Origin of the sequence: Leuconostoc litchii (genome assembly GCF_008107645.1) — a bacterium.
Classification (GTDB): Bacteria; Bacillota; Bacilli; order Lactobacillales; family Lactobacillaceae; genus Leuconostoc; species Leuconostoc litchii.
In genome coordinates, this window is the sequence record NZ_SDGY01000001.1 from 240,668 (window position 1) to 263,769 (window position 23,102).

The following is a 23,102-nucleotide window of genomic DNA, read 5'->3' on the forward strand; positions in this document are numbered from 1 at the left end:
ATTGTTTGTGGTTAAAGCTATTATTAACTATATTAAAACCGATGAATTGGAAAAATTATTGTTTGGACATAAAGAAATTTTGCGGATGCTGTAAGCAAAACAAAAACGTAATTTTGGACACCTTGGAGGTTGCTGTTGTTTAAGGCAGCTCGTGGTTGCGCGTTAAGCAATTAAAGTGACATGACAATGTTAAACTAAGGTGGTACCGTGCAAATTGCGCCCTTAACGATAAATCGTTAGGGCGTTTTTTTCGGATTTTAAACATACTAACGGAGGAAACACGTTTAAATTTGTTCATCGTTTGTACCTGAAGCTTTCTAATTATGTAGCTGATGTTCAAAACTTGATAAACAAGCATTAAACAATAACGACTATGGCAAAACCAATATTTCAAAAACCAAAGGGCACAGCTGATTTGTTACCTGGTAAAACAGCGCAGTGGCAACATGTTGAAGCAGTTGCACGTGTTTTATTTGGCGATTATAATTTTAAGGAAATCAGAACACCTTTATTTGAAAATTTTGAAGTTTTTTCACGATCAGCGGGAGACACTTCTGATGTTGTAACCAAGGAAATGTATGATTTTCATGATAAGGGTGATCGTCATATTGCGTTGCGTCCTGAAGGCACGGCAGGAGTTGTTCGTGCTTATGTTGAAAATAAATTATACGGACCTGAATTTGATAAGCCATACAAGACTTTTTATATGGGACCGATGTTCCGATATGAACGACCACAAGCTGGTCGGTTCCGTCAATTTCATCAAATCGGTGCTGAAGCCTTTGGATCAGATTCACCAGCCTTAGATGCAGAAATTATAGCAATGGTAGTTGATTTTTTCAAAACATTAGGGCTCAAAAATTTAAAAGTTGCGATTAATACACTGGGTGACAAGGAGTCACGTGATGCTTATCGACAAGCGTTGATTGCCTATCTTAAGCCACATTTTGATGAATTATCTGCAGATTCTCAAGAACGTTTGGAAAAAAATCCATTACGTGTTCTAGATTCTAAAGATCCTCGCGATAAGGTTTTTGTTGCTGATGCACCTTCAATTTTAGATTATTTGTCTGAAAAATCGATTAAACATTGGGAAAAATTACAAGAAATTTTGACAACTTTAGGTTTGAATTTTGAAATTGACACAACAATGGTGCGCGGATTAGATTACTACAATGATACAATCTTTGAAATCATGACAACCGATGATAGTTTGAAGGGTGCAGCAACGATTGCTGGTGGCGGACGTTATTCCGGTCTAGTTGAAGAGTTCGGTGGTCCGGAAACACCTGGTGTTGGCTTTGGAATCGGTGTAGAACGATTACTTGACTTACTAGCAGCTCAAAATGTATCACCTGATGATAATCAGAATATTGATTTTTATGTTGTAAATATTGGTGATGAAACAGATATTGCAGCAACAAAAATTGTTCAAGCTGTTCGTGCTTTTGGTTATGTTGCTGAACGTGACTACCTTGCAAGATCAGCCAAAGCACAATTTAAAACTGCTGATCGTTGTCATGCACAGTATGTGATTACTATTGGTGAAAAAGAATTAGAAAACCAAGTTGTTAATATTAAAAATATGGCAAATGGTCAACAAACATCTGTTGATTTAGCAACTTTGTACACAAACTTACCAACTATTCTGGATGCAGAAGGGGATAAAGAATGAAAAGAACAAATTATGCGGGACTAATTGATGAAACATATCTTGAACAAACAGTGACATTAACTGGTTGGGTACAAAAGCGACGCGATTTTGGTGATTTGATTTTCGTTGATTTACGTGATCGTGAAGGGATTGTTCAACTGACATTTAACGCAACAAATGCTGCTGCACTATCTGTTGCAGAAAAAGTACGTAGTGAATATGTTTTAAAAATTACAGGGCAAGTTGTTAAACGTGCTGAAAGTCAGTTAAATACAAAAATTAAATCTGGTGCAATTGAAATTGATGTCACAGAAGCCGAAATTTTGTCAACTGCAAAAACACCACCATTTTACATTGAAAATGATGTTAATGCTAATGAAGAGTTGAAATTACAATATCGTTACTTAGATTTGCGACGTCCAGAAATGCAAAGAAACTTACGTATTCGTTCAAAAATCATGAGCAGTGCAATGCACTTTATGGATACACATGACTTTATTAACATTGAAACACCAATATTGGCTAAGTCAACACCAGAAGGAGCGCGTGATTATTTGGTACCATCACGTGTATTTCCAGGATCATTTTATGCTCTGCCACAATCACCACAATTATTCAAACAACTATTAATGGGCGCTGGATTTGATCGATATTTTCAAATTGCGCGCGCTTTTCGTGATGAAGATTTACGTGGCGATCGTCAACCAGAGTTTACTCAAATGGATGTTGAAACATCATTCATGTCAGCTGATGAGATTCGTGAATTGGTCAATGAATGGGTTAAAGCGATGATGAATGACGTGGTTGGATTTAACCTTGATACGGAAAATATTCCAACACTAACTTGGCAAGAATCTATGGATCGCTTTGGTACAGATAAGCCCGATTTGCGTATTCCTTATGAAATAAAAGATTTATCTGAAACAGTGAAAAATAGTGATTTTGGCGTGTTTGCTAATTCTGTCAAAGATGGTGGCGTCGTTAAAGTACTTGCTGTTCCAGGTGGGGCTAATCATTATTCTCGTAAAGATATTGATAAATTGACAAAGTATATTGAGCGTTTTGGTGCGAAAGGCCTGGCTTGGATGAAAGTAGCTGAAGGTGCGTTAACAGGCCCCATAGCTAAATTTTTTAATACTGAAATGCAAAGTGAATTAATTGCAAAATCTGATGCCAACGATGGTGATTTACTTTTGTTTGGTGCTGGACGAATGGATATTGTCTCAGCAACACTAGATTACTTGCGTCGTGAAACAGCTAAAGAATTAGATTTGATTGATCAAACAAATCCATGGGCATTTGCTTGGATTGTTGACTGGCCACTGTTTGAGTATTCTGAAGACTTTGACCGTTGGATAGCTGCTCATCATCCATTCACAATGCCAAATGAAGAGGATTTGCATTATTTGAATGAAGGCGAAGACCCGCATAAAGCGCATGCTCAAAGTTATGACTTAGTGTTAAACGGCTATGAATTAGGTTCTGGTTCAATTCGTATTCATCGTATGGATATACAAGAAAAGATGCTTAAAGCACTTGGATTTACAAAGGAAAAAGCCCATGAAGCATTTGGTTTCTTGCTTGAAGGCATGGAATACGGGTTCCCACCAATGGGAGGAATTGCCTTAGGTCTGGATCGTTTGGCAATGCTATTGGCAGGGCAAGAAAATATTCGAGAAGTAATTGCTTTTCCAAAAAATTCTCGAGCCACAGAGCCTATGACTGAGGCGCCAACACGTGTCGAAAGTAAACAATTAAATGAACTTGGATTGTTTGTACCGGACGCTGAATAATGGTTATATGTGTTATTATTAATTTAGATAAATCTTGGAGATGAACGTGTATTAAAGTATAGACAATAATGTTCTTGTTTGATACATATCTTAATTATGCAAAAAATTGTTCACAATTTTATGAAAAATCAGTATGCTAGTCGTATTGGTGGTGCCGTCTTTTATGGTGTAATTGTTGCTTTTGCAATGAATTATTTCTGGCATCCAGGACATATTTATTCTTCTGGATTTACCGGATTTGCACAACTTGTTTCAACATTAACTGGGGACAGAGTGTCTGTAGCGTTAGCATTGGCACTTGTTAATCTACCAATGTTGGTAATTGCTTGGTGGAAATTATCTTGGCGGTTTGCTATTTTTACCACCTTAGCAGTATTACTTAGCTCAGCTTTAATCCCAGTATTTGATACGACACGTGTTCTAACCACTGATCCATTGATAAACGCAATGTTTGGTGGTGCACTGAATGGTATGGCGGTTGGAACGGCATTACGTTATGGTGTTGGTACAGGTGGTTTGGATGTGATTGGTTTGCTTGTCAAAAAGCATTATGGATTTAAGATGGGACCAATTAATCTGTCCTTTAATGCTCTGATTATGGTTGGTGCAGGATTAACTTATGGCTGGAAGTATGCTTTATATTCAATTGTTGGTGTGATTATTAGCTCGCGAATGATTGATGCATTTTATACGCGACAACAACAAATGCAAGTCATGATTATCACTACAAAACCTGACGAGATGGTTGATAGTATTCAACACAAGCTTCGACGAGGGGTAACTATTATTGACGATGCGCGTGGTGGTTACACGGGACGAGAACGATCAGTATTATTAACGGTTATTACACAACAAGAACGTTTTGAATTACGTGAAGCTATTAAGGAAGTCGATGAACATGCTTTTTCATCAACGTGGAAAATTGAACATACTGTTGGCCGATTTTACGAACCTGAATTATAAAAAGAGTCGTTGCTTTATGCAACGACTCTTTTTTGTTAGTATACAGTAACTGTGTTTTTATTAGAAAATTTTCGATGGGAAAGGTAGCCAAATACAATGGTAAAGAGGATAGCACCGACAGCAGCAATGCGAGAATCAGATTGAAAGAACAAACTAACATAAATACTGACGAAAAATAAAAGCGTTAGCGGACTAGTCCACTTGTATCCAGGCATTAAGAAACCATCGGGCATGAAATTACTTGATTCACGAAACTTTCTGTGTGCATACATTGTCATTGCGTAAACAATAATATACATATTTGAAGAAATTGATGTGATTAATCCAAATGCACTAGTAATTTGTGGAATAGCGTTAATAATCGGAGATAGCAGGACTAGAATTGCTGTCAAAATAATGGCTTTTGCAGGAACTCCATTTGAAGAAATTTCCTTAAAACTGGTCATGAATTTAGAATCAGATTCTTCAGCCAGTTGATAAAAATGGCGTCCTGCTGAATAAATGGCAGAATTTAAGGCAGAGGCAGCAGAAGTTAGTACAACGAAGTTAATAATGGTGGCGGCTGCTTTAAAACCTGCTAATTGGAATACCATTACGAAAGGGCTGGATTCAGGGGTTTTAGCGATGACGTGCCAGTTAATAATTGACATGATAATAATCATTGCCCCTAAATAGAAGATTAAAATGCGTATGATAATTGTATTGATTGCTTTTGGTAGAACTTCACGAGGGTTTTCTGTTTCAGCAGTCGTAATACCAACGAATTCCATGCCTTGAAAAGCGAAAAATACCATGGGAAAGGCGGCGATAAACATTGAGGCACCATTTGGGAAGAGCGAGAAGTTTGAAAAGACATTACTAAAGGAAGCCACAGTATGACCGCCACTCGCTGGCGCTTTGAATCCAGTAAATATGAGTACTAATCCAGTGACAATCATTGCTACAATTGCAATTATTTTAATCATCGCAAACCAGTATTCCGTTTCACCAAAAACTTTAACAGCGATTAAATTAATCATTGTGAGAACGAACAGAAAAGCAATTTGTATTACCCAAGTTTTCCAACTAGGGAACCAAAATTTAACGTAGGTTGAAACAGCAGTTAATTCAGCCATGGCCACAAACAGTAAACCAATCCAATAAGACCAACCAGCAAAATATCCGGCGCCAGCGCCAACATATTTACTAATAAAAGAGACGAAAGTGTGTTGGGAGGGGTCTGCATAAAGCATTTCTCCAATACCACGCATCATCATGAAAAAAAATGCACCTAATATAGCATACACAATTAAAATTGATGGGCCAGTTTTGGCAATAGAATTTCCAGCTCCCAGAAATAATCCTGTACCAATAGTTCCACCGATGGCAATCATCTGAACATGTTTCTTTTTTAAACCGCGAATGGTTCCGTCCGCGTTGACTGTTGCTTTTATTTGTTGGCTCATAAGCTTTGTCCTCCTAGATTGATAACAATTCTAACACAATCATCATCTTTCTCTCATTTTAAAATGAACAAAAAATAAATAAATAATTGTGCAATATGACTAATTTAATAGTAAAAAGGCAAGCTGAATATCCACCAAAACGTCTGGCATATCCAAATTGACATCTAGTAACTCAGATATCCGTTTCAGACGATAATTAATAGTATTTCGGTGTACGAACATATCAGAAGCTACAGCTGTGACATTTTGATGTAAAAACATGTAGGTTTCTAATGTTTTGAGCAGGCTCGGATTATCTAAAATAGGTCCTAATATTCTTTCAACGAAGGCATCACTTTCTTGTTTAGGTAGTAAATCCAACATTTCTTGTGCACTTTTGGGACGAAAGCGCATAATAGGATGTGTAGAGGAGGTGAGTTGCAATGCATGATTAGCTTGCTCATAGAGATCTGCCAAAGTATGAATAGGTTCCGCCACCCGGGAAAAACCAATCGTAAAAGTATAGGCTAATTTTTCTTGTGTAGTCAAAAAATTATATAATTGCTTCAAAAATTTTCTTGTATCGATTTTATTGTCAATTAGTAAAATAAGCTGTTGTTTATAGGAAAAAATCAGTACGGACCAATTAAACTCGTTAATAAACCAGCGTGTTAAGGCCTGTAAAATTTCAAATTGATGTGTTTCAATGACTGTTTTTTTTCTTGTAAAATCGATTACTGCAACGCGATAAGGATTTTGAGAATCGATGCCTGCATTTTTTAAATAGTTATCGATAGCTGCATTGCTTAAGCCGTGTTGCATAATATTCAAAAAGAATCCAGACCGATTACGAAATTCAGTTTCATTGAGTAAATCAGTGCGGGAGTTTGAAAAGCCTAAAGCTGTTATAACTTGTTCTCTTTTTAATAATTCAAAATCAGATAAGGTTTTACCGGAGCTCATAATAGCCACAAAGGCCTTGTTCTCATTTAAAGCAGAAAATATGGGTGAAATTTCAAAAACATTATTATGAAATGTGACATGGACTTTCTGAGTTAAATTTAAGTAATCAATGCCAGATTTTTCACGTAAAAAAGTTGTGAAAAAATCACGTTGCGGTAGCAATTCAGTACTGGCATATAGCGCACGAAAATGTGAATCTAGTAAAGTTAATGAAGCATCTAAAATTTCAGCACTAAGATTTAATAAGTGCTGATAAGTATTGTTATTTTGCATTTCTGATAGTCTATGATTAATGTTCACAATTTCATGCAGTTCACTGGTACGTGTGTTTAATATAACATCTGTGATGTTTTGAATGGTTTGTGGCAATAATTCATTATTTGGTGTCATTAAAATTGGTACACGGTGTTTGTTAGCCAACACAATAATGTCACGTGGTAGATTGGAAAGATATCGACTCATTTTAATACCTAGTCCAGCAGCATTGTGTTTGTCCATTGTTATGATTAACTCACGAAGCAAAGTCCAATTGTTTTTAAATAAAAAACCTGTTGTTAGGATAAGTTGTCCTGAAGTAACATACTCATCAAAATCAGGAGCATCAATCATGCCAACTTGAGTAATTTCACGATTAAGACCATTAGAACCAGCCAGAATAGGATATTCTCCTAAAATAGGATTGTTTAATAATTCTTTAATATTCACCGAAAAACCTCCAATTATATTTTTATCATTATGACATTTTTTGTTAATATGTACAAATGAAATTAAAAAAATTGTGCAATTTGACAGTGATTATTCTGAATGCATTAGCTAAAGTAAAGAAAAAATAAGAGGTGAACTTATGCAACGTACAGAGAAAAAAATTATTAGTAATATTTTAAAAGGTTCACTAGGTAATTTAATTGAGTGGTTTGATTGGTATGTGTACGCATCCTTTGCGATCTACTTTGCACCTGCCTTTTTCCCAAGTCACGATAAAACAGCAGAATTATTGAGTACTGCTGCTGTGTTTGCAATTGGATTCCTAATGCGACCATTAGGAAGTTTGATACTTGGTAAATATGCTGATCAGTATGGGCGTCGTGCCGCTCTCACATTATCTGTACTAATTATGGCAGTAGGTTCGCTTGTGATTGCTATCACTCCCAGTTATAGTACAATAGGTATTTCAGCACCAATTATCCTAATACTAGCTAGACTTTTTCAAGGGCTATCGCTTGGTGGTGAATATGGTACTTCAGCAACATATCTTTCTGAGATGGCAAGCCGAGGTCATCGAGGTTTTTATGCATCGTTTCAATATGTCACATTGATTAGTGGACAATTAATTGCTTTAGGAGTGCAAATTATTTTGCAATCACTTTTGTCAAATGAGATGCTATCACGTTGGGGTTGGCGTATACCATTTGTAGTTGGTGCTTTGGGTGCAATCGTGGTGTTATTTCTCCGCTTGAGTATGGAGGAATCTGATCAATTTAAGACACAAAATAATCGAAATAGTGGTAGCTTACGCCTATTATTGCAATATCCAAAGTCAGTTTTAACAGTTGTTGGTTTGACATTAGGTGGTACAATTGCCTTTTATACTTATACAACTTATTTACAAAAATTTATGATTAACTCTGTTGGGTTGCCAACGCAAAAAGTTACATTAATTAATTTTGCTGCCTTATTTATTTTTATGTTATTACAACCGATTGCTGGTGCTGTTTCTGATAAAATTGGTCGTAAACCATTACTATTTTGGTTTGGTATTATGGGTACAATATTTACAATGCCTATTTTTATCTTACTCCAACAAGTAAAAACAGGTTTTGAAGCTTTTTTGCTCATGTTGGCTGGACTGATTATCGTAACCGGTTATACTTCAATTAATGCGATTGTTAAAGCCGAGATGTTTCCAACGGAGATTCGTGCATTGGGCGTCGGGTTACCTTATGGGTTAACGGTTGCGATATTTGGTGGAACAGTTGAATATGTTGCGTTGTACTTAAAGAAAATAAACCATGAAAATTTGTTCTTTGTATACGTGACTGTCGTTATTTTTATTAGTTTGCTAGTTTATTGGCGAATGACTGACACAAAGCATACTTCTCATTTGGATAAGTAATTCGTGTTAGACGCCTATTATAGCTTAATATTAATTGTTTATGTATTGACGATTAAGAATAATTCTGTCATAATAAATAAGTATTTACTGCATGTCGTTTAACGAAATAAAATGCGAGAAAGGAGGGTTATCACATGGCAAAGGTCATCGTACGTAAGAACGAATCTTTGGATGATGCATTGCGTCGCTTCAAGCGCGGTGTTTCAAAGGACGGTACTCTCCAAGAATACCGTAAGCGCGAATTCTATGTTAAGCCTTCAGTTGCTCGTAAATTGAAGTCTGAAGCAGCACAAAAGCGTAACAAGAAAAAGGGTCGTTAATCTGAACCTGAAACGTCACTTCGGTGGCGTTTTTCTTTTGTGATAGAATAAAATAAATGAATTTAAAAGGAGTATTGCACATGAGTTTGTTAGAAGAGTTAAATGCTGATATGAAGCAGGCAATGAAAGAAAAGAAGAGAGATGTTTTGTCTGTTATTCGTATGGTTAAATCAACTGTGATGAACGAACAGATTACTTTGGGACATGATTTAACAACAGAAGAGGAATTAACTGTGTTGTCACGTGAAGTTAAACAACGTCAAGATTCATTGTCTGAGTTTGAAAAAGGTAATCGTGAAGACTTGGCCGAAGGCATTCGAGATGAATTAAAAGTGTTGGCTAAGTACCTACCAGAGCCATTGACAGAAGAAGAGATTATCAGTATCATTCGTGAGGCAATTGAACAAACAAACGCTACTTCACCAAAGGATATGGGGAAGGTCATGGGCGTTGTGACACCACAAGTTAAAGGTAGAGCAGATGGTAAGTTTGTAGCTAATCAAGTCAAAGATTTGTTAAAACAATAACACGTCCATAGATTATGTAAACTACTCATGTTAAAATGATAAGTAATATAAATAGTGCGTGATGTTGCGCATGTTAAGGAAGAATTTATGAACCCAAGAGTTGGAACAGTTATAAAAGCAAACGTCACTGATGAAAATGATAAGTATTTCTTTGCTCAAGTTGATGGCTTTACATATGAGATTGATAAAGCAGAGCTTCAAAAGCCGCTAAAAATTGGTGGTTTTGTGACGGGATTTGCATATGAAAACGAAGGGCATAAGTTGCAAATTACCAAGAAAACACCGGCTGCCCAAAAATCAGTATATGGTTGGGGAACGGTTGTTGCGAGTCGACATGACTTAGGGGTGTTTGTTTCAATAGGGCTACCTAATAAGGATGTTGTGGTCTCTTTAGATGACTTGCCAACGATATCAACACTTTGGCCTCAAAAAGGTGATCGATTGATGATAGCTATTAAAGAAGATACCAAAGGGCGCTTGTGGGGCGAAATCGCACAGCAAAATATTATTCATGCAGTTTCACGCCAAGCACCTCAAAGCATAAAGTCAAAGACAGTTAAAGCAACGGTCTACCGAAATAAAATGGCTGGCACTTTAGTTGTCACTGATGAATATTACCTAGGGTTTATCCATCCTTCGCAACGTAATGATGAACCACGCCTAGGTCAAGTAGTTGATGCACGTGTGATTGGTGTAAATGATGATGGCTCCCTCAATTTATCTCTAAAACCCTTAGCTTACAAAACAATGGATGAGGATGCACAGTTCTTATTGATACAGCTACAAAGACGTGCTGATCACTTTTTACCATTCAACGATAAAAGTAATCCTGAAGCGATAAAGAAACAATTTGGTTTTAGTAAAAGTCAGTTTAAAAGAGCTTTAGGGCATTTATACAAAGATCGTCTAATTGAACAAACTGAAGACGGAATCAAACTCAATGAAAAATGACGCAAGAAATTGATAATGCAATTGAAGATTATTTACATTACATCCGAATTGAGCGTGGCTTATCTGAAAACACAATTACTAGTTATCACCAAGATTTGATGCAATTTGGTAAGTACTTGGATAAAGAAAAGTTACCCTTGAAAATGGTGGACCATATTGGCGTTTTAGCTTGGTTAAATCAGCTTAGAGAACAGGGAAAATCAAATAGTTCTGTCATTAGAATGGTAACAACGTTACGTAATTTTTTTAGTTACCTCATGCGAGAAAATGTAATCGCGCATAATCCAATGAGTGATGTTCGTCCACCGAAAAAAGCGGAACATTTGCCAGCTGTTTTGAGTGTTGAAGAAATTGATCTGTTGTTGCAAATTCCTACGGAAGAAACACCATTAGGTTTACGAAACAGAACCCTATTGGAAGTGATGTATGCTACTGGTCTACGTGTTAGCGAGTTGGTCAATTTAAAAATGGCTGATTTGCATTTACAGCTAGGTTTGATTCAAACAATTGGAAAAGGGGATAAAGAGCGTATTATTCCCATCGGTGAAATTGCAATTGATTGGTTAAAACGCTATTTTGAAGAAAGTCGAAGTGCATTACTAAAGGAAAAAGAGTCTCAATTTGTTTTTTTAAATGATCGTGGAACACAAATTTCACGACAAGGAATTTGGAAAATTATCAAAAAACTCGTGATAGATGCTGGTATTACGAAGGATGTATCACCACATACGTTGCGACATTCTTTTGCTACGCATATTTTAGAAAATGGTGCTGATTTACGTATCGTGCAAGAGCTGTTAGGTCATGCTGATATTTCGACAACACAAATATATACCCATATTTCTAAAAAGCGTCTTAGTGAAGTTTATGATGAATACCACCCGAGAGCGTAATTTTATGTTGACAATTTCAAGACAATCGAATGAAAAAACAGTCATGGGTATTTTATCCTTACTACCTGGATTACGAGAAATCGCGCATTTAAATGCAGAAATTGCTTGGTATCATGATAATGAGGCTAGGTCTTTGTATGTATGGCAAAAAGAATCACAAGGACAAATTTTGGGTATGTTAGGTGTTGAAGTTTATAACGCTGAGATTACAATTATTCGTCATGTCGCACTCACGCCAGAATCACGTAGTGCTAGGAACTATTTTGCCATGCTTTCCGATTATCAAGAGCAACACCCTGAGTCCTTCTTGATGGGCACTTTAGATAATCAGAAATTAATCAATAAATGGAGAAAGTCAACATCGCAAAAAATGGTTTAACAATAAAATTAAGTGACTTTGAAGGGCCGATAGATTTATTATTGCACTTAATTAAAAAATCAGAGATGAACATTTTTGATTTGCCAATTGCTGAGATAACAGCACAATATTTAGCATTTATTCACACACAACAAGCAATGCAGCTTGATGTAGCAAGCGAGTATTTGGTTATGGCTGCCACACTAGTCAAAATAAAATCTTCAGATTTATTACCTGAGGAGGCATTAGATGATCTTGGCTTTGAAGAAGAATATACTGATCCGCGCGAAGAATTAATGTTACAGCTTTTGACATACAAACAATTTCAAGTGGCAAGTGAAGTTTTACGTGAAAGAGAAAACGCAGATCAGCAATCGTTTTCACGTGTGCCAATGATGACTCCCGATGATTTAGATTATGACACGACTTTGGCACCAGGTCTGGTGTTAGTTGACTTGCAAACAGCTTTCACGAAGTTACTACAAAAGAAAAGGCAACAACGGCCAATAAGAAGACATGTTGCTGCTGAAACATACACATTGGTTGAAGCTACTCATAATATTAATAAACATTTGATTAATCATCGAGTAGGTGATCACGTTTTGTTCACATCTCTTTTTGATAATATGTTTGAACGTGAACAATTAGTGATGACTTTTTTGGCATTATTAGAAATGGCAAAAGGAAAAAAAATAAAGTTACATCAAAATCATTATCAGCAAGAAATTTATGTAGAAATTGAGGCATTTGACGAAGATGAATAATTTAAGTCAAATAGAGGCGTTGTTATTTATATCTGGTGATGAAGGTATATCTATCACAAATATAAGTGGCATCACCGGATTTGATCGATCTGCTATACAAGGATTAATCGAAGAATTAACTTTAAAATATGATAACGATGACAACAGTGCTTTAGAGATTCGTGCAAATAATGATGTTTATCGTTTAGTGACCAAATCAAAATTGGGTGGTACGGTAAAAAAGTATTTTGAATCACCTGTTGATACCACATTATCTCAGGTTCAGTTAGAGACGTTGGTAATTGTTGCTTACAAGCAGCCACTTACACGTATAGAAGTTGATCAGATTCGTGGTGTTCAATCCGCGGGTGCATTACAAAAACTAATGATACGACAATTGATTTACGAAGTGGGACGAAAAGAAGAGCCGGGACGTCCCATCATGTACGGGACAACAGATATATTTTTAGATTATTTTGGCTTGAAAAATATCCAAGAATTACCGCCATTACCTGATTTTAGTATGTTAGATATCAGTGATGATTTTGATGGTGACCTGTTTACTAGTGCCTTTGATGCACAAGAATTAGAAAGTGAAGAAAAAAATGTCTGAAGAATCACAAAGGCTACAAAAAGTTATTGCCCAAGCTGGCTTATCCTCAAGACGTGGCGCAGAACTGATGATCAGTAGCGGTCGTGTACAAGTTAATGGCGAGACGGTTACAGAATTGGGAACCAAGGTTACTTCACATGATCAAGTGCAAGTGGATGGAGCACCCATCGAGGGTCGTGAAAAATTAGTATATTATTTGTTAAATAAGCCACGAGGTGTAGTAACAACAAATGATGACGAAAAGGGTCGTCGTACAGTGTTAGATATTTTAGAGGATGTTGATCAGCGAGTTTATCCTGTGGGGCGTTTGGATTACGACACAACGGGGGCATTACTTTTAACTAACGACGGCACGATTGCTAATCAATTAATGCATCCTAAAAGTAAAGTCAATAAAACGTATGTTGCTAAAGTTGAAGGTATCGCGACCGAAAAAGCATTGTTACCATTAAAGAGTGGTGTTGTTTTGAGTGGTCGTAAGACTTCACCAGCACGGGTATCTATTGAACGAGTTGAACCGACAAAGAAAACGAGTATGATTCGCCTGACGATTCATGAGGGACGTAATCATCAAGTTAAAAATATGCTTGCTAAAGTTGGTTTTCCTGTACAGAAACTTCGACGTGAACAATATGCATTTTTTGATTTAACAGGTCTACAACCTGGAGAATATCGTAAGCTGACTAGTGTAGAAATCAAGCGATTAAAAGCGCAGGATTATAAAATGTTGCGGCACAAATAATTCAGTGTTACAATGATATTAAATTTAATATGAAACTTCAGGGTCGGGTGTAAATCCCAACCGGCGGTGAGACATGTTTTTCATGGTAAGCCCGCGACCTGCTTTAGCAGCTGATCTGGTCAAATTCCAGAGCCGACCGTAAAGTCGGGTATAAAGAAGTCTAAAAAGAAAGCGGAAGCTGCATTTTTGTTATACCCTGACAAATATTGCAGTTTTTTGTTTGCTTGTATGTTTAAAAACCAGAGCAAACAATTAAGAGGAAAAAACATGATAATTGCTCCTGCAACACGAATACAAAGGACAACGCTAATTGCAATACTCAGTGCCATATCGTTTGGCTTGATGCTATTTCCACAAGTCCCTATTATTCCAGGTGCTGATTTTTTGAAGTTAGATTTTTCAATCATTCCAGTAGTCATTGGTCTCTATTGGTTAAACTACACTTCAGCAGTATGGATTATTTTATTGCGCACCTTGTTAAAATTAATTTTGGCTAATGAAGGTGTTAATACTTATTTGGGCTTACCAGTTAATTTAATTGTTATTTTAACCTTTATTACAGTTATGAAAATAACAATGCCCAATGTAATCTATTTGAGTAGGTGGTCAAAAAAAATCATACCATTAATTAGTAGTACAATTGCTATCACGGTTGTTGCAGTTCTTGTTAATTGGTTTGTTGCGGTACCTATGTATGCTAAATTTGCTAACTTTGATATTGCCAAATTCATTGGTCTAAAAAACTATTTTATTGGTATGGTTGTGCCCTTTAATTTAATTGAAGGAAGTGTATGGTTTGCTGTAAGTATTGTCGTATTAATGGCATTAGCACCATTGCAAAGAAGGTTTCGCTCTTAATAAAACATTATGAGCAATAAAGGTATTAGTGTGGTAAAATTTTATTTGAAACAATAAAATGGAGGTCGTTTTGATGAACGATTATGACCCTAATACAATGAGCCGCTCTAAGCGACCTAAAAAAAATAAACTGGAACCTAAATTTTCTCGAAAGTCAGATGCACATGGATCTAATAAAGGATTTCTTGTTCTACTGGTAGTATTAGCACTGGCAATTATTTCGTTTGTACCAGTGTATGGTATGATGTCCAACCAAAAGGCACCTAAAACACACACGGCTGTTTCTTCAAGTGCAAAGCGGTCGTCTTCATCAGATAAATCAAGTTCATCGGAATCATCTGAAACTACTACCTCTGAGTCTAGTTCATCAGAAGAAGTAGACAGCAGTAGCTCTGATGCCTCGAGTGATGAGGTTGCTAGTTCATCTTCAAGTGATACTGTAGAATCCAGTTCGTCTGCAAGTAGTTCTACAACAACTACTGCGGTTTTGGGATCAAACCAAACTTTATATAATTTTGCAGTGACACACGGTATGACTACAAGTCAAGTGATTGCATTAAACCCAGGATTAACAGTCGCTAACTATACACAATATGCTGGTACGGCACTAAATATTCAGTAAGAGGTTTTTAAAAATGACTAATTTTCAAGTTGCTATTGATGGCCCAGCATCAGCAGGGAAATCAACAATTGCTAAAATTTTGGCAACAAAACTAAATTATGTTTATGTTGACACAGGAGCAATGTATCGTTCAATCACTTTAGCAGCAAAAAAAGCTGGTATTTCCTATAATGATGAGCAAAAAATAAGAAATTTATTGTCACACACTGATATCCGATTTGAACCCAGTGCACCAGTTCAACGTGTTTTCTTAAATGATGTTGATGTAACTGACGAAATTCGTTCTACAGAAATAACCAATAATGTGTCTATTGTTGCTGCTTTTGCTGATGTTCGTTCAAATTTAGTTAGTCGTCAACGTGACATTGCTGACCACAATAGTGTAATTATGGATGGTCGCGATATTGGTACAACTGTTTTACCAAATGCCAACGTTAAAATATTTCTTGTAGCAAGTGTTGAAGAACGAGCACAAAGACGCTATAAGGAAAATATTGCAAAAGGTATCACTACAGATCTTGAAACATTGAAACAAGAAATTGAAGCGCGTGATTATAAAGATTCTCATCGCAAGATTAGTCCATTAACACAGGCCAAAGATGCTATTTTAGTTGACACAACAAGTCAAAATATTGATCAAGTAGTTTCTCAGATAGCTAATATTATCACAAGCAAAAAATAGTTTTGAATTAACACGGTAGAAACCGTGTTTTTTACTATACAAGAAGTAAATTATTTGGTACACTATATTCATAGTGTAAATTGTAGGAGGACGTTTGACGTCATGAGTGAGACAAACAACGAGCTTTTAGCAGCTCTCGAGAGTGCAGATCAAATTAAGGTAGGAGATGTCGTTACAGGTGAAGTACTAGCCGTGGATAACGATAACCAAGCAGTTATTGGTTTGCATACCGGTGAAGAAGGAGTTGTGCCAGCACGTGAGTACTCAGACGATCGTAACATTAATCTGGCAGACGAATTAAAGGTTGGCGACAGTGTTGAAGCTGTTGTTATCTCTAATGTAACAAGCGACAAAGAAGGCGTTTCTTACTTGTTGTCAAAGAAGCGCTTGGAAGCCCGCAAGGCATGGGAAAACTTGTCCTTTGGTGAAGGTGACACTGTTGATGCCAAGGTAATTAATGCAGTTCGTGGTGGTTTGGTTGTTGATGTTAATGGTGTACGTGGTTTTGTACCCGCATCTATGGTTGCTGACCGTTTTGTGTCAGATTTGAACCAATTCAAGAACAAAGACATTAAGGCACAAGTTATTGAAATTGATGCTTCTAAGGCACGTTTGATTTTGTCACGTAAAGCAGTTGCAGCACAGGAACGTGCAGCGCAATTAGCAGAAGCATTCGAAAAGTTGACAGTTGGTGAAGTTGTCGAAGGTAAAGTTGCTCGTTTGACTGACTTCGGAGCATTTGTTGATTTGGGTGGTGTTGATGGTTTGGTTCACGTATCAGAAATTTCTCATGATCGTGTTAAGAACCCTGCTGATGTTTTGACAAAGGGCGAAGCTGTTAACGTTAAGATTTTGGCATTGGATGCTGAAAAAGGACGTATTTCATTGTCAATTAAGGCAACACAACCTGGACCATGGGATAAAGTTGCTGAAGAGGCGCCAGCTGGTACAGTTCTTGAAGGAACTGTTAAGCGTGTGAAAGACTTTGGAGCATTCGTTGAAATCTTCCCAGGTATCGAAGGTTTGGTTCACGTATCACAAATCTCACACAAGCGTATCGAGAATCCTTCAGATGTTTTGAAGTCAGGTGATAAAGTTCAAGTTCAAGTTTTGGACGTTAAGCCTGCTGAAGAACGTATTTCATTGTCAATGAAAGCATTGGAAGAAAAGCCAGAACGTGAAGATCGTGGAAATTCAAAGGATAGTTCAGCATCACGTGCAGATATTGCTGCCTACAAGCAACAAGATGATTCAGCTGCAACATTGGGCGACCTCTTTGATGGTAAGTTCTAAGTAATTTGTTAAAAAGGACTGGTTCGCCAGTTCTTTTTTTATGATAATTTATTGATAAAAAGGAGGTACAGAAATGTCAGCACCTATAGTAGCTATTGTTGGACGACCAAATGTTGGAAAATCAACAATATTTAACCGTATGGCAGGTGAAAGAATAGCCATTGTTGAAGATATGCCTGGTGTTACCAGAGACCGTTTGTACGCACCGGCCGAATGGTTGAATTATGAATTTCGAATGATTGATACTGGTGGTATTGAAATTGGTGATGCGCCATTTTTAGCTGAAATACGTGGTCAAGTAGAATTAGCTATTGACGAAGCAGATGTTATTGTTATGGTTGTTTCGGGGCGTGAAGGTTTAACAGAAGCAGATGAAGTAGTTGCTCGCATGTTGTATAAATCTAATAAGCCAGTTGTTTTGGCAGTTAATAAAGTAGATAATCCCGAAATGCGCCAAGACATATATGATTTTTATGCACTGGGACTTGGTGATCCATTTCCTGTCTCAGGGTCTCATGGCCTAGGCTTAGGAGATTTATTAGATGAAGTTGTGAAGCACTTTCCTGACGAAGCAGCAGAACAAGAAGATGAAGCAATTCGCTTTAGCATTATTGGGCGACCAAATGTTGGTAAGTCGTCAATTGTGAATGCAATGCTTGGCGAAAAGCGTGTTATTGTTTCTGATATTGAAGGTACGACGCGTGATGCCATTGATACAAGATTTGTTACGGCTGAAGGTGACGAATTTGTAATGGTCGATACAGCTGGTATGCGTAAGCGTGGAAAAATCTATGAAAATACTGAAAAATATTCAGTTATGCGTGCTATGAAAGCCATAGATGATAGTAATGTTATTCTTATGGTTATTGATGCCGAAGCGGGTATTAGAGAGCAAGACAAACACGTAGCTGGTTTCGCCCATGAGGCTGGACGCGCGATGGTTATTGTTGTTAATAAATGGGATGCTATTGAAAAGAATGATCATACAATGTCCGATTTCGAAAACTTAATTCGTGATGAATTTAAGTTTTTAGATTATGCGCCAATTGTGTTTGTTTCTGCTAAGACAGGCCAGAGACTAGATCGATTGCCTCAGTTAGTTAAAGATGTTGATGATAATCATCGTAAGCGCATAACTTCTTCTACGCTTAACGATGTTATCATGGATGCCATTGCAATCAATCCTACACCATCAGATAATGGTCGGCGTTTAAGAGTTTATTATGCAACACAAGTTGCCACGCAGCCGCCAACATTTGTTATTTTTGTGAACGATGTTGAATTGATGCATTTCTCATATGAACGATTCTTAGAGAATAAAATTCGAGAAGCCTTTGACTTTACCGGTACGCCTATTAAGTTGATTGTACGTGCTCGAAAGTGATTTTTTCAAAAATATTTTTTTTATGTAACATGACTGTTACGAAGTGCCGAAAACCCTTGATAACACTACACATTTAGCGATGCTTATGTTATTCTAGTTACATGAAATAATGTTTCGGCACATTTCACAAAACGTTTTACGCGTTAATATAAACTCTTAGGAGAAAAGAAAATGGCTAACAAGCAAGAATTAGTAGATTCAGTTGCAAAGGCAACTGGTTTAACAAAGAAAGATGCTACTGCATCAGTTGACGCAGTATTTGCATCAATCGAAGAATCATTGAAGAAGGGCGAAAAGGTTCAATTGATTGGTTTTGGTAACTTTGAAGTTCGTGACCGTGCTGCCCGTAAGGGTCGTAACCCACAAACTGGTGAAGAAATTCAAATTGCTGCCTCAAAGGTTCCTGCATTTAAGCCAGGTAAAGCTCTGAAGGATGCCGTTAAGTAATTAATACCCATATATACCGCTGTTTAACAGTGTTTCTGGGGAAAATTGGGAAAGCTAGAAATTATTTTTCGGTGCAATCCCATATAAAAAGAGAAAGCTCATACCGAGCTTTCTCTTTTTATTTAAGAAAAAACACTATATCGAAATTAATTATAAGATAGTTACATTATCGAACACTTACAACCGCGTTCACCTCAGGATAGATGTCTGTATGCACGAGATTCAACTCTTCTGCGAGTGTATTCGCAGTATTTGCAACATCGACTTGGTTGAATTGTGATAAACAAAATCCTGTTTCGCCACGTTCAACTTTTTTCCTTATGATATCGGCAATTTTCTTATTGAAAGCCATATGAAACCCCCTGGTTAGTTACTTAGCTAAAGAGCTAGTACCTTAAGAATACCACTTTATAAGTTTTTAAACAAAAAAGTGGACTAATTTTAATTATTAGTTCTTTTTTTGTTAAATACTTTAAAAAGGAGGGTATCTAATTTTAAACTAAGTGGGCAGGATTTCCGACAGCAGTGGCATGAGCAGGAATATCTTTTAGAACAACCGCATTTGCACCGATTTTACTATGACTACCTACAGTAATATTTCCTAGTATTTGTGCATGAGCGCCAATGAAAGTATTTTTTCCGATATGTGGATGTCTGCGACCTGCTGTTTGGTGTCTAGCACCAAGAGTGACACCGTGTAGTATAGTCACGTCATCATCGATAATGGCAGTTTCTCCAATTACTACACCAATACCATGATCAATAAACAGCCTGTGTCCAATTTGGGCACCTGGTGCAATGAAAACATCTGTGTGTTTAGCGGACCATCGTGCTATGATAGCCGCTAACATATAGTGGTGATGAATATGAAGCCAATGGGCAATACGGTGAAAACCAAGTGCGTGTAGTCCAGGATAGGTGAGTATAACCATGATTAGACTCTTAGCGGCAGGATCACGTTTTAAGATTGATTTCGCAGTTAGAAACATTTTTTCACTACACCAAATGCTAATAATTTAATTGATTAAAACTTTGTTCTAAGTCTTCAATTAAGTCTTCAATATCTTCAACACCAACAGAAAGTCGAATTAGTTCATCTTGTATTCCATGAGCAATTCGAATATCACGAGGAATAGCACCATGTGTCATGATAGCGGGAATTTCAATTAAACTTTCGAGAGCGCCCAAACTTTCGGCCAACGTAATAACTTTAAGTTTATCGATGAAGCTTTCAGGGTTCAGTCCAGGCTTTAATTCAAATGAAATCATGGCGCCAAAACCATTCATTTGCTTTTTAGCTAATGCAAAGTCTGGATTATTTGGGTCACCTGGGAAGTAAATTTTACCAACTTTTTCTTGCTTGTTTAAATATTCAAAAATAATCTGAGCATTGGATTGATGACTACGCATTCTTAATCCTAGCGTTTTCATACCACGTTGTAGCAGCCAGCTTTCTTGCGGAGCCAATATGGCGCCAATAGCATTTTGCAAAAACTTAATTTTATCACTGATTTCTTCAGCTTTTGTGACAACTAACCCAGCAATTAAATCGCTATGCCCTCCAAGATATTTTGAAGCACTGTGAACAACAATGTCAACACCTAAATCGATTGGCTTTTGTATGTAAGGAGAAGCAAATGTATTATCTACGATACTTAATAAGTTTGCTCGGTGCGCAAGAGAAGCGATGGCAGAGATATCACTGATTCTTAGTAAAGGATTTGTTGGCGTTTCAAGATAAATGGCAACAGTATTATCTTGTATAGATTGTTCAATAGCAGACAAGTCACGAGTATCAACAATCGTAAACGTAAGGCCCATTCTTTTAAGGACATTATCAATTAAGCGAAAAGTACCACCATAAACATCATTGCCCACAATAATATGATCGCCTGATGAAAACATAGAAAAAACTGTGCTAATTGCTGCAGAACCAGATGCAAAGGCGAATCCCGCAGTGCCATGTTCTAATTCAGCTATTAGATTTTCTACGGCTTCACGAGTTGGGTTACCAGATCTTGAATATTCGTATTTTGCCTCACCAATTTTAGCTTGTTTAAAAGTAGAAGCCATATGGATTGGCACTGATACGGCGCCAGTTTCAGAGTCAATACTAATGCCACCATGAATCAATTGCGTATTAAATTTCATTTGTTTCCTCCTTAGTTGTTATAAATGTTTGTGCTCATATAACGTTCACTGCTATCGGGAAATACAGTAACGATATTACTATGTGATGGTAGGGTTTCTGCCATTTGCAAGCTAGCTGCAAGAGCTGCGCCACTTGAACTGCCTATAAACAAACCTAGATGCTTAGCGGCATAACGAACTTGTTGGAAAGCACGATCATCACTAATAGTTAGGGTTTGATCGATAATGACGTTTTTGAAAAATGGTGGTATAAATTCAACGCCGATACCTTCAGTGCGATGTGCATGCGCTGGACCACCATTAAGAATAGATCCTTCAGGTTCGACAACAATATTTTTGATAGTCGGATCAGACTCATTGAGATACTTAGCTAGGCCTGCGAACGTACCACCGCTACCAGCACCAGCAACGAAAGCAGCGATTTGCTTATCTTTCAAGTCATCAGTAATTTCTGGACCTAGGGTTGTATAATAAGTCTCAGGATTGGCGGGATTAGCAAACTGCATTGGCAAATAACTATTATCAATTTCTGCCGCGAGTGATTTTGCTTTAGCGATAGCACCTTTAATTCCTTCTTCAGAGGGTGTATTAATGATTGTTGCTCCCAAAGCTTTCATTAACTGTTGCTTTTCAGCACTAAATTTTTCAGGAACTACTAAAATAGTTGATAATTGATATTGTTGTGCCGCTAAAGCTAAGCCGATACCAGTATTACCGGCAGTTGGTTCAATAATAGTTGTCTGCTGATTAATTAAATTTTTATGCCATGCGTCGGAGATTAAAAACTGTCCTAAACGATCTTTGATGCTTCCTCCAGGGTTGAACATTTCTAATTTCGCAAAAATCCGACTATGGTTTGGTACGGGTAATTGTAATTCAAGTAGCGGTGTTTGACCAATTAGCTGATGTATGTTTTCAATTAGCATACTAACTCCTTATTTTTTGTCATTAAGAAACAAACTAAAAGCGCGAAAATTCGATAGAATCTCCGCGCTTTTAAATGTTTAACCGTTTAAATAGAATTTTCGTTATAGCTCACTTCAAAAATTCACACACAATAAACAGTACAACATCGAAAACGCGTCGTACTGCAGCAAGTAAATTTAAATGAATTTTGATATGAAACCATCATAAGCTCCTAGTTATTAATTGAGATAAATATACTATATATAAAATTGATTGTCAAACATTCATTATCAACTGTTAGATTTTAATATTGATGCAAGTTTGAATTAATATTATTTTAATTTACTCACTATATGATAAACGTATGCCTTTTTGGAATAATTGAAATATAATTTCATTCGAAAATAAATTTATTTTTTGTCGGCAAAAACACTACTGAATAAGTGAGGAATAAAATGAATAATAAAACTCAGATCATCAGCACAACTGCACCAAAGCACTATAAAATGTATAAGTCTGGTAAAATATGGCTATTTGCAGGATTATCAGCACTGATGATTGGTAGTTTGAGCAGTTTCACGCAAGTGAGCGCAGATACTGCAAGTAAAGATGCATCCGTTGTAAATTCAGCGACAGCAGTAGATGAAAGTACAAGCGCTACAATAAGCAGTGATAGTACAACGACAACAGATGAAAGTACAA

Annotated in this window: 25 protein-coding genes and 1 riboswitch; of the genes, 19 read left to right on the forward strand and 6 right to left on the reverse strand. The window is 36.9% G+C overall.

All coding sequences use genetic code 11. From position 1 onward, the window contains the following. Positions 1-373 precede the first annotated feature (373 nt). From hisS to ESZ47_RS01160, 3 genes are all read left to right on the forward strand, one after another. Positions 374-1,675 carry a histidine--tRNA ligase gene (gene hisS, locus ESZ47_RS01150; protein WP_148604008.1) on the forward strand — a complete coding sequence of 434 codons (1,302 nt, stop codon included), beginning with the start codon at positions 374-376 and terminating at the stop codon, positions 1,673-1,675. Continuing rightward, positions 1,672-3,447, forward strand: a complete 1,776-nt coding sequence (gene aspS / locus ESZ47_RS01155) for an aspartate--tRNA ligase (protein WP_148604010.1) — start codon at positions 1,672-1,674, stop codon at positions 3,445-3,447. Before hisS ends, aspS begins: the two co-directional genes overlap by 4 nt. 96 nt (positions 3,448-3,543) lie before the next feature. After that, the gene (locus ESZ47_RS01160) at positions 3,544-4,410 is read left to right on the forward strand and encodes a YitT family protein (RefSeq protein ID WP_148604012.1); all 867 of its coding nucleotides are present in this window, start codon (positions 3,544-3,546) and stop codon (positions 4,408-4,410) included. 35 nt (positions 4,411-4,445) lie between these two features. Here ESZ47_RS01160 and ESZ47_RS01165 read toward each other — a convergent pair whose 3' ends face one another. After that, positions 4,446-5,855 carry an amino acid permease gene (locus ESZ47_RS01165; protein WP_148604014.1) on the reverse strand — a complete coding sequence of 470 codons (1,410 nt, stop codon included), beginning with the start codon at positions 5,853-5,855 and terminating at the stop codon, positions 4,446-4,448. Between the two features lie 99 nt (positions 5,856-5,954). Continuing rightward, entirely contained in the window at positions 5,955-7,502 is a 1,548-nt protein-coding gene (locus ESZ47_RS01170; RefSeq protein ID WP_148604015.1) for a PucR family transcriptional regulator, read from the reverse strand. A gap of 139 nt (positions 7,503-7,641) precedes the next feature. On the opposite strand from ESZ47_RS01170, the gene ESZ47_RS01175 reads away from it, so the two are divergent. From ESZ47_RS01175 to ESZ47_RS01245, 15 genes are all read left to right on the forward strand, one after another. Further along, entirely contained in the window at positions 7,642-8,910 is a 1,269-nt protein-coding gene (locus tag ESZ47_RS01175) for an MFS transporter (RefSeq protein ID WP_148604017.1), read from the forward strand. A gap of 134 nt (positions 8,911-9,044) precedes the next feature. After that, positions 9,045-9,230 (forward strand): 30S ribosomal protein S21, encoded by a 186-nt coding sequence (gene rpsU, locus ESZ47_RS01180; RefSeq protein WP_004899901.1) that lies wholly within the window; start codon positions 9,045-9,047, stop codon positions 9,228-9,230. Positions 9,231-9,310: 80 nt separating this feature from the next. Beyond that, positions 9,311-9,757 (forward strand): GatB/YqeY domain-containing protein, encoded by a 447-nt coding sequence (locus ESZ47_RS01185; RefSeq protein WP_148604019.1) that lies wholly within the window; start codon positions 9,311-9,313, stop codon positions 9,755-9,757. Between the two features lie 87 nt (positions 9,758-9,844). Beyond that, positions 9,845-10,708, forward strand: a complete 864-nt coding sequence (locus ESZ47_RS01190; RefSeq protein WP_148604021.1) for a CvfB family protein — start codon at positions 9,845-9,847, stop codon at positions 10,706-10,708. Then, positions 10,705-11,601, forward strand: coding sequence for a site-specific tyrosine recombinase XerD (xerD, locus tag ESZ47_RS01195; protein ID WP_148604023.1), 897 nt, complete (start codon positions 10,705-10,707; stop codon positions 11,599-11,601). Before ESZ47_RS01190 ends, xerD begins: the two co-directional genes overlap by 4 nt. Before the next feature lie 4 nt (positions 11,602-11,605). Beyond that, positions 11,606-11,980: a riboflavin biosynthesis protein RibT gene (locus ESZ47_RS01200; RefSeq protein ID WP_148604024.1), complete on the forward strand. Its 375-nt coding sequence runs from the start codon at positions 11,606-11,608 to the stop codon at positions 11,978-11,980. Continuing rightward, positions 11,947-12,723 carry a segregation and condensation protein A gene (locus ESZ47_RS01205; protein WP_148604026.1) on the forward strand — a complete coding sequence of 259 codons (777 nt, stop codon included), beginning with the start codon at positions 11,947-11,949 and terminating at the stop codon, positions 12,721-12,723. Before ESZ47_RS01200 ends, ESZ47_RS01205 begins: the two co-directional genes overlap by 34 nt. After that, positions 12,716-13,315, forward strand: a complete 600-nt coding sequence (gene scpB / locus ESZ47_RS01210) for an SMC-Scp complex subunit ScpB (RefSeq protein WP_148604028.1) — start codon at positions 12,716-12,718, stop codon at positions 13,313-13,315. The genes ESZ47_RS01205 and scpB overlap by 8 nt, the downstream gene beginning before the upstream one ends. Further along, positions 13,308-14,057 carry a pseudouridine synthase gene (locus ESZ47_RS01215; protein WP_148604030.1) on the forward strand — a complete coding sequence of 250 codons (750 nt, stop codon included), beginning with the start codon at positions 13,308-13,310 and terminating at the stop codon, positions 14,055-14,057. Before scpB ends, ESZ47_RS01215 begins: the two co-directional genes overlap by 8 nt. Before the next feature lie 29 nt (positions 14,058-14,086). Next, positions 14,087-14,222, forward strand: a riboswitch (FMN riboswitch). Positions 14,223-14,324: 102 nt separating this feature from the next. Continuing rightward, positions 14,325-14,915, forward strand: a complete 591-nt coding sequence (locus ESZ47_RS01220; protein ID WP_148604032.1) for an ECF transporter S component — start codon at positions 14,325-14,327, stop codon at positions 14,913-14,915. A gap of 73 nt (positions 14,916-14,988) precedes the next feature. Beyond that, positions 14,989-15,537: a peptidoglycan-binding protein LysM gene (locus tag ESZ47_RS01225; RefSeq protein ID WP_148604033.1), complete on the forward strand. Its 549-nt coding sequence runs from the start codon at positions 14,989-14,991 to the stop codon at positions 15,535-15,537. Between the two features lie 13 nt (positions 15,538-15,550). After that, positions 15,551-16,219, forward strand: coding sequence for a (d)CMP kinase (gene cmk, locus ESZ47_RS01230; protein ID WP_148604035.1), 669 nt, complete (start codon positions 15,551-15,553; stop codon positions 16,217-16,219). Between the two features lie 102 nt (positions 16,220-16,321). Continuing rightward, complete coding sequence (rpsA, locus tag ESZ47_RS01235; protein WP_148604037.1) at positions 16,322-17,512, forward strand: 30S ribosomal protein S1; 1,191 nt, start codon at positions 16,322-16,324, stop codon at positions 17,510-17,512. A 73-nt stretch (positions 17,513-17,585) separates the two neighbouring features. Next, a complete protein-coding gene (gene der / locus ESZ47_RS01240) occupies positions 17,586-18,896 on the forward strand; it encodes a ribosome biogenesis GTPase Der (RefSeq protein WP_148604039.1) in 1,311 nt (436 codons plus the stop codon). A gap of 171 nt (positions 18,897-19,067) precedes the next feature. Beyond that, the gene (locus tag ESZ47_RS01245; RefSeq protein ID WP_148604041.1) at positions 19,068-19,343 is read left to right on the forward strand and encodes an HU family DNA-binding protein; all 276 of its coding nucleotides are present in this window, start codon (positions 19,068-19,070) and stop codon (positions 19,341-19,343) included. Between the two features lie 166 nt (positions 19,344-19,509). On the opposite strand, the gene ESZ47_RS01250 is transcribed toward ESZ47_RS01245, so the two are convergent. The 4 genes from ESZ47_RS01250 to ESZ47_RS01265 form a co-directional block, all read right to left on the reverse strand. Next, positions 19,510-19,695: a hypothetical protein gene (locus ESZ47_RS01250; protein WP_148604043.1), complete on the reverse strand. Its 186-nt coding sequence runs from the start codon at positions 19,693-19,695 to the stop codon at positions 19,510-19,512. A 142-nt stretch (positions 19,696-19,837) separates the two neighbouring features. Beyond that, positions 19,838-20,332, reverse strand: a complete 495-nt coding sequence (epsC, locus tag ESZ47_RS01255; protein WP_148604045.1) for a serine O-acetyltransferase EpsC — start codon at positions 20,330-20,332, stop codon at positions 19,838-19,840. A gap of 19 nt (positions 20,333-20,351) precedes the next feature. Then, the gene (locus ESZ47_RS01260; protein ID WP_148604046.1) at positions 20,352-21,494 is read right to left on the reverse strand and encodes a trans-sulfuration enzyme family protein; all 1,143 of its coding nucleotides are present in this window, start codon (positions 21,492-21,494) and stop codon (positions 20,352-20,354) included. Positions 21,495-21,505: 11 nt separating this feature from the next. Beyond that, positions 21,506-22,420: a PLP-dependent cysteine synthase family protein gene (locus ESZ47_RS01265; RefSeq protein ID WP_148604048.1), complete on the reverse strand. Its 915-nt coding sequence runs from the start codon at positions 22,418-22,420 to the stop codon at positions 21,506-21,508. 435 nt (positions 22,421-22,855) lie between these two features. Between ESZ47_RS01265 and ESZ47_RS09450 the strand changes: the two genes are divergently transcribed. Beyond that, positions 22,856-23,102, forward strand: a 247-nt coding sequence (locus tag ESZ47_RS09450; protein WP_244307533.1) for a KxYKxGKxW signal peptide domain-containing protein, incomplete at its 3' end; no start/stop codon positions are given.

Bases quoted from the DNA above. Each gene is read 5' to 3' on its own strand.
- der (WP_148604039.1), top strand. From the start codon at position 17,586: ATGTCAGCACCTATAGTAGCTATTGTTGGACGACCAAATGTTGGAAAA.
- ESZ47_RS01245 (WP_148604041.1), top strand. From the start codon at position 19,068: ATGGCTAACAAGCAAGAATTAGTAGATTCAGTTGCAAAGGCAACTGGT.
- ESZ47_RS01165 (WP_148604014.1), bottom strand. From the start codon at position 5,855: ATGAGCCAACAAATAAAAGCAACAGTCAACGCGGACGGAACCATTCGC.
- epsC (WP_148604045.1), bottom strand. From the start codon at position 20,332: ATGTTTCTAACTGCGAAATCAATCTTAAAACGTGATCCTGCCGCTAAG.
- ESZ47_RS01205 (WP_148604026.1), top strand. From the start codon at position 11,947: ATGGAGAAAGTCAACATCGCAAAAAATGGTTTAACAATAAAATTAAGT.
- hisS (WP_148604008.1), top strand. From the start codon at position 374: ATGGCAAAACCAATATTTCAAAAACCAAAGGGCACAGCTGATTTGTTA.
- ESZ47_RS01215 (WP_148604030.1), top strand. From the start codon at position 13,308: ATGTCTGAAGAATCACAAAGGCTACAAAAAGTTATTGCCCAAGCTGGC.
- ESZ47_RS01260 (WP_148604046.1), bottom strand. From the start codon at position 21,494: ATGAAATTTAATACGCAATTGATTCATGGTGGCATTAGTATTGACTCT.
- aspS (WP_148604010.1), top strand. From the start codon at position 1,672: ATGAAAAGAACAAATTATGCGGGACTAATTGATGAAACATATCTTGAA.
- xerD (WP_148604023.1), top strand. From the start codon at position 10,705: ATGACGCAAGAAATTGATAATGCAATTGAAGATTATTTACATTACATC.
- ESZ47_RS01160 (WP_148604012.1), top strand. From the start codon at position 3,544: ATGCAAAAAATTGTTCACAATTTTATGAAAAATCAGTATGCTAGTCGT.
- rpsA (WP_148604037.1), top strand. From the start codon at position 16,322: ATGAGTGAGACAAACAACGAGCTTTTAGCAGCTCTCGAGAGTGCAGAT.
- ESZ47_RS01250 (WP_148604043.1), bottom strand. From the start codon at position 19,695: ATGGCTTTCAATAAGAAAATTGCCGATATCATAAGGAAAAAAGTTGAA.
- ESZ47_RS01220 (WP_148604032.1), top strand. From the start codon at position 14,325: ATGATAATTGCTCCTGCAACACGAATACAAAGGACAACGCTAATTGCA.
- scpB (WP_148604028.1), top strand. From the start codon at position 12,716: ATGAATAATTTAAGTCAAATAGAGGCGTTGTTATTTATATCTGGTGAT.
- ESZ47_RS01185 (WP_148604019.1), top strand. From the start codon at position 9,311: ATGAGTTTGTTAGAAGAGTTAAATGCTGATATGAAGCAGGCAATGAAA.
- ESZ47_RS01175 (WP_148604017.1), top strand. From the start codon at position 7,642: ATGCAACGTACAGAGAAAAAAATTATTAGTAATATTTTAAAAGGTTCA.
- ESZ47_RS01200 (WP_148604024.1), top strand. From the start codon at position 11,606: ATGTTGACAATTTCAAGACAATCGAATGAAAAAACAGTCATGGGTATT.
- rpsU (WP_004899901.1), top strand. From the start codon at position 9,045: ATGGCAAAGGTCATCGTACGTAAGAACGAATCTTTGGATGATGCATTG.
- cmk (WP_148604035.1), top strand. From the start codon at position 15,551: ATGACTAATTTTCAAGTTGCTATTGATGGCCCAGCATCAGCAGGGAAA.
- ESZ47_RS01265 (WP_148604048.1), bottom strand. From the start codon at position 22,420: ATGCTAATTGAAAACATACATCAGCTAATTGGTCAAACACCGCTACTT.
- ESZ47_RS01225 (WP_148604033.1), top strand. From the start codon at position 14,989: ATGAACGATTATGACCCTAATACAATGAGCCGCTCTAAGCGACCTAAA.
- ESZ47_RS01190 (WP_148604021.1), top strand. From the start codon at position 9,845: ATGAACCCAAGAGTTGGAACAGTTATAAAAGCAAACGTCACTGATGAA.